We start from the raw sequence: 6,354 nt of genomic DNA, 5'->3' as shown, positions 1-6,354 counted from the left end.
AGCTGAAACAGGCTGCCTTGGATATTGTTTAGGGCGGAAACGTTGGTCTCGGCGTTGTTGAATTGATTTGTCAAGGACTGCTGATACGTGTTCAGCAGATTCGTCTGGTTGGTGATGTTCGTCTGGATCGCCTGATCCTGGGTCTGAATGCCGTTGATTTCGTTCTGCACCGTGCCGGTCGCCTGATCGGTCATGCCCTGAAGCGCAAAAAACATCTGTGCGCCAATACCGACGGTGAAATTGAGTTGAACGTTACTTAGGCTGGTATTGCCGGTATAGAAGAGCTGCAGTCCGCTCGCACCGGTCTGGCTGGTGGCCGTGATCGTCTGACCGTTTACAGTGGCGCTGTCGTTGTCGGCGCCGTCGGCCGTGCCGTTGACATTGGCCGACGCCACTGAACTGGTTGCGCTGTCGTAGTTCAGGTTGAGCGTATAGCCAGATGGGCTATAGCTCGATGTCCCGTCGAACCCGACAAGAGCAACCTGCGAGTTCGAGCTGGAAAAAGTGAATGAGAACAGCTTTTGCACGTCGCTCAAGTTATTGAGCAGCGCCTGATTGAGAGTATTGGTATCGATCGTAAGCGTATTATCTTGCGTGGGATTGGTCAGTGTCGAATTGTCGACGAAGTTAATTCCGATCTGACCAAGAGTGGAGAATTGTGTACTGACGCCGGTCGTGCCATCGCCGATCATCCCGGAGAGTTGATCGCGAATGGCGTCCATCGTGGAATCGTCGAATAAAGGTCCGGCATTGGTGGCGGCCTCGCCGGTACTGGGGTCCGTCTGGTTCTCCGTATTGATGAACTCACGCACGGCATTGTAGGCCTGCACGAAGTTCTCAATATCGCTCTGAACACCTGCCACATTGTTGGCGATCTGAACGCTGACAGTCGTTCCCGGCTCTGCCTGAAATAGATTGATCGTAATGCCGGCGAACAGGTCGTCGATCGTGTTACTCGAACGAGTCAATACGAGCGGCTGGTTTACGATTCCGATCTGGCTGAGCAAATTACCGGAATCATTCGTAAGATTAATCTTGGCCCCATTATTGGAACTGATCACCAACTGCGAACCGCTACTCGTCTGTACGACCGACGCGCTGACGCCCGTTATCGCGCTTATCTTGCTTGCGATCGTATTGAGTGAATCGGCACTTGTGTAGGTGACCGTACCCAGCACGTTGTTGTTCGCGTCGACAATCTGGAACGTGTTCGTCCCCGAGGGCACGGATGTATAGGTGCTGAATGCGGCTGAGCCACTTGACTCCACGGCCGACTGGAAACTCGCAGGATTCGTCAGGCCGTCGGCCGTGAATTGCGCCGGCTGCGCAGCTTGAAGTTGGTTAAGAAACGTGCTCCCGCCGTCGTTCGAGACGCCGAGCTGAGCGAGCACGCCGGTATTGTTTGGGTCCGCGAGCTGAATCGGGGTATCGGTCTTGTCTGCTGTCAACACGAGCAGATTGTCGGTCGGGCTTACGGACACGATGCTGGCCGTGACGCCTGTCGGGTTGGTGCCGGTATCTGCGGCATTGATGTTATTGACCAAGGTCGTCAAATTGTCCGTCGACGATACATTGATGGTCGTACCGTTGATCGTGAAGCTTCCCGAAATCGACCCCTGAGTTCCACCACTCGCGGTGCCCAGGTCGGTCGTCAAGCTGTTGAATCCGCCGCTTGCGATCTTCGCTGTGGTTGCGAGCTGCAGGACCTGAATTTGGTGAGTGCCCGGCTGGGCAAGATTCGTAGTGGTCACCTCAAGCAGGTTGGAAGCGGGACTGGGCGTTTGGCCGTCGGTGCGTGAGCTGCTCGTGTTGGCGACTGTCGCGTCGAAATCGTTGCTTGAGTTGCCTGCGCTAACGGCGCCGTACATCTGCGAAAGGGAACTTTGAAGTGAATTAAGCAAACCCTGAAACTGCTGCAGGTCCGAGATCTTCTTCTGATTGTTCGTAATTGACGTCTGGAGGGTGTCAATGGGGACCTGCTTCGCCTGAATGATCGAATTCTCAATCGACTGAAAATCGATGCCGGACCCGACACCCGAAAAGGTGACCTGCCCCGTATTGCTCACATTGACGTTATTGAAATTAAGCGCGGTCATGATCTCTTAACTATGGGGGACATCGATTCGCGGGCGCGTGAGAGTCCATCGCCCTTATCGTCGTACAAATCCTATTGCTGCGAACAGGCTTCGGTCTTTTTTGCGTTGTGCCGCCTTTCTAGCGTGAGCCTCATTAATTAACCGTTTAGTACGCTGACGTCTTCGAGAAAGGGAGAGGAGGTCGCCCTCCTCTCCCAAACCCGAGGATGTGACTACTGCAGAAGCTTCAGGAGATCCTGCGGCAACTGGTTCGCCTGGGCCAGCGCAGACACGCCCAACTGCACGAGGATCTGTTGGCTCGTGAGGGAGGTCACTGCCTGAGCCACGTCGACGTCGAGCAGGTTGCTCTGGGCCGACTGGAGATTCTCGCTCGCGGTCGAGATATTGTTCTGCGCAAACTGCAACCGGCTCTCGCCCGCTCCGACCGTGGCGCGGAACGTCTGAAGCTGGTTGATGGCGTTTGTGATCAGGGTCGATGCGTTCTGGGCGTCGGAGATTGTGCTGACGTCCGTATTCTCGATGCCGAGAGCCGAGGCGCTCGCGGAATTGAGTGTCACCCCGATCTGGTCGTTTGCCGTGTTGCCTGCACCGACCTGGAACGCGAAGCTCTGGCTTGACGTACCCGCCGCAGTCAGATTCGCGGCGGCAGCAATGTTCGTGCCTGCGGCAAAGGCGCTGTCGAGCGCAATGTCGATAGAGTCAGTCGAGCCAGCGGTCGTACTGGTGAGTGTCACGACCGTACCCTGCGTGAGCGTCGCATTCGTGCCGGAGCCGCTGAGCGCACTGGCGGCGACAGCGCCCGTGAACGTTTCACCCGAATTCGCCACGGTGAAGGTATGGCTTGCGCCATCGTAGGAGGCGGAATAGTTGCCCGCCGACTCGCCGCCGCGGAGCGTGATGCCCTGCACGCCGGCCGATGTCGTGAGACCAGTTCCACCAGTAATCGAGAAGCCACCGTTGATGAGCTGGGTTCCGTTGAAGTCCGTCACGTTCGCGATACGATCGACTTCCGAGACCAGGTTGGTGTATTCGGAGTTGATTTGCGCGCGATCCGTGCCGTCGAGCTGACCGGACGAAGCCTGAATGGCCAAAGTCTTGAGCTGGACCAGGATGTCATTGATGTTCGAATAAGCGCCGTCGGCGATTTGAAGCACCGAAACGCCCTGGCCGGCATTGATGTTCGCCTGATTGAGCGCGGCCACCTCGGCCTTTAGACCGCTACCGATCGCGAGCGACGCCGGATCGGTTGACGCATTCACGATGCGCTGGCCGGACGCCAACTGTGCGATGGTTTGCGACGCAGCCTGTTGCGAGTTCACCAGGTTCTGGTGCGCAACCTGCGCGGCGTAGTTTGAGAGAACGCTAAGAGCCATTGGAGTATCTCCTACATGGAATGTTGCTAATCATGCTTTGCAGACTACCTGCCTGCTCGGGATTCACGACAAGCGCGCCCCCTTTCGGCGCGGCGCAAACTGGGTGATAAGCGGCCAATCCGTCGATTCTTCCTAAATCGCTTGGACAATCGCGTATTACCCTTGCTCCCAGCCGCGGCAGATCCATTCCCATCGGGCGGATTTTGCTGAGCGGAGCTTGCCGATGCGGCCATCTTCTCCAAATTAACTTAATGAAACATAAACTTGTCTCGACCATTTTATCGGGATCGATCTCGACAATCGGTTTCCCGCATGGTCATGCAGTATTCGAACAGGGCGGAGCGTCGCCGGCGGACCAAGCAGGCGGCGAATCCCTCGCCGGTGCGGACAGCGGCTACCGGTGGTCTTGCGGCGGCGATAGAGTGGCATAAGCGGGGTGAGTTCGGCGCTGCCGAGCGTGCATATCGCGAGATTCTGGCCGCAGCACCCGACAATCCCGACATGCTTCACCTCCTCGGCGTCGTTAGGTTCCAGCAGGGTGACGCCGAGACGGCAGCCGAACTCATAGCCCGTGCCATCGGGCAAAAATGTAGCAATGGCGAATACTTTGCGAACCTTGGCGCCGCCTTGCAGAAGCTTGGCCGTATCAGCGAGGCGGAGAGCGCTTACCGTCGAGCCCTTTCTCTCAACCCTGCACTCGTCGAATCGCTAACTAACCTCGCGATCATCTGTTATGACGACAAGCGGCTGGACGAGGCGAGTGACTGTTGCCGACGCGCACTTGCACTCCAGCCGAATCTCTTGAAGGCACTGCGCAAGCTCGTCGATATCGTTTTCGAGCAAAATAAGACCGAAGAAGCGCGGGAAGCGCTCGAGCGAATCGTCCGGCTCGACCCACTCGATGCCGCGAACCGTAACAATCTTGGCTTTGTCTATGATTGCCTTGGTCGCGCCAAAGATGCCATCGAATGCTACCGGCGTGCTGTCGAAATCGCGCCGAACCGACCGGAATATCTCAATAATCTCGGTACACTCCTCCGCCGCATCGGCCATGTCGAGGAAGGAGATCAGTACCTTGCAAAAGCGAGAATGGCGGATCACGGGCAGTGGGGGAGCGAACTCCACCGCGCCCGCTGGTGTGCCAATATCGGAGATTACAAGGGCGCCATCTCAGCGCTGCTTCCCCAGGCTGACGAAGGTAGCAACGATCCCGAGCTTCTCATGACCCTCGGTGCCGTGCTGTGTACGGAGCGTCGGTTCAGGGAAGCGCACCGTTGGCTCGTTAAAGCGCTCGAAATCAAACCCGATCATGCGGAGGCCATGTACCGGTTGGGCGGTGCCTTCCTGGGTATGAAGGACAGTTGGCAGGCCGAATGCGCATTTCGGAAAGCGATTGAGCTCAAGCCCGGTTACGTCGAGCCGCATCTCAGTGTTTGCGAGATCATGGACGTGCAGCAACGCCGCGACGAGGCGAACATTTGGGCGCGGGCGGCAATCCATCTTGCGGGCTTTGTGCCAGGCTACATGGTTTTCCCCTACAAGGCGTTCCGCGCGAGTTGCGACTTCGATGCGATTGAGAGTTTGGGCGAAATCTGGGACGCCGCTGAGGCTTGCCTGCACTCAAATAGCCTTTCGGCCGCATTCCTCTACTTGCTGGTCGAAGCGGACACGATCGAGGGTTCGCGACGATTGACGGCCCTTCATCGCGCATCGGCCACCAAGGTAGAATCGCAAGCGGCACAGAATCCGCTTCCCCCGTTGGCGATAGAGCGCCGCCAGGGCAAGCTGCGCGTGGGGCTTCTGTCCTACGATTTGCGCAGCCATTCGGTTGCAAAATTCGTATTGCCGCTGTTGCGCAACTACGACCGGGACAGTTTGGAGCTTACAGCGTATTCGCTGCTTGAAGCCCCCGGCGATCCGGTTCAAGCGGAGATACGCAGTCTGGTCGACCGCTTCGTCGATGTCGAAATCGAATCCGATCGTGAGTTGGCGGCAAAAGCGCGGGAAGATAGCATCGACGTCATGATCGACCTCGGAGGGTTTACGGTCGGCTCCCGATTGAATGCGATGGCCTACCGTATGGCGCCGATCCAGGTCGAATGGCTGGGCTATCCATATTCGACCGGCTTTGAAGCGGTCGATTATATGCTTCTCGATCCCGAGGTAGCTCCGACGATACCCGAGCTGTCAATCGAGAGGCCGCTTTGCGTGCCACACTCGTGGGTATGCTTCGAAGGGTTTCGCAACTCGGCAATCGACCCAACCCCGCCTTGCGAGCGGAACGGCTACGTGACGTTCGGCACGCTCAACAACACGTACAAGTTTAGCCAAGGGTGTGTATCGGCGTGGGCCGAGGTAATGCATCGCGTGCCCAACTCGCGCTTTCTGCTTGTACGGCCGACGGGACAATCTCGTATTATCGCCGAAAATATGATCAAGACGTTCGGTCGCCTCGGTATAGCGCCCGAGCGTCTCTTTATCCGAACGAATGCCGTGAACGAACATCTCGAGTGCTACAACGAAATCGACATTGCACTCGATACGTTTCCTCTCACTGGCGGTACGACGACGTGCGACGCCCTATGGATGGGTGTTCCGACGGTAACACTGCGCGGCCCTGCGATGCATCAGCGTCTCAGCCACAGCCTTCTCAACAGTGTTAATCTTGGCGAGCTCAGCGTGGAGACAACTGACCGCTTTGTGGATTTGGCAGCGAGCTTATCGGCTGAGCCCGAGGCGCTAAGACTGCTTCGCGCCACGTTGCGCGAAGTCGTAAAGAACTCGCCGCTTTGCAGGGGCGACATCTTTGCGGCGGGATTTCGCGACGCAGTATGGCGGGCAGCGCACGAACGGGGCATTCGCTGAGGACTCCACGCGGGTCCGGC

The 6,354-nt window shown here is 57.4% G+C and carries 3 protein-coding genes; 1 reads left to right on the top strand and 2 read right to left on the bottom strand.

Annotation, left to right across the window (positions count from 1 at the left end; translation table 11 throughout):
- Positions 1–2,096: flagellar filament capping protein FliD (fliD, locus tag VEJ16_13055; protein HYB10591.1), on the bottom strand; the 2,096-nt coding region annotated here is incomplete at its 3' end.
- A 212-nt stretch (positions 2,097–2,308) separates the two neighbouring features.
- Positions 2,309–3,469 carry a flagellin gene (locus VEJ16_13050; GenBank protein ID HYB10590.1) on the bottom strand — a complete coding sequence of 387 codons (1,161 nt, stop codon included), beginning with the start codon at positions 3,467–3,469 and terminating at the stop codon, positions 2,309–2,311.
- A gap of 312 nt (positions 3,470–3,781) precedes the next feature.
- On the opposite strand from VEJ16_13050, the gene VEJ16_13045 reads away from it, so the two are divergent.
- On the top strand, positions 3,782–6,334 hold the full coding sequence (locus tag VEJ16_13045) for a tetratricopeptide repeat protein (GenBank protein ID HYB10589.1): 2,553 nt from the start codon (positions 3,782–3,784) through the stop codon (positions 6,332–6,334).
- Positions 6,335–6,354 lie beyond the last annotated feature (20 nt).

Source organism: Alphaproteobacteria bacterium (assembly GCA_035625915.1).
GTDB lineage: Bacteria > Pseudomonadota > Alphaproteobacteria > JACZXZ01 > JACZXZ01 > DATDHA01.
This window is presented reverse-complemented; position numbering and strand designations above follow the sequence as displayed.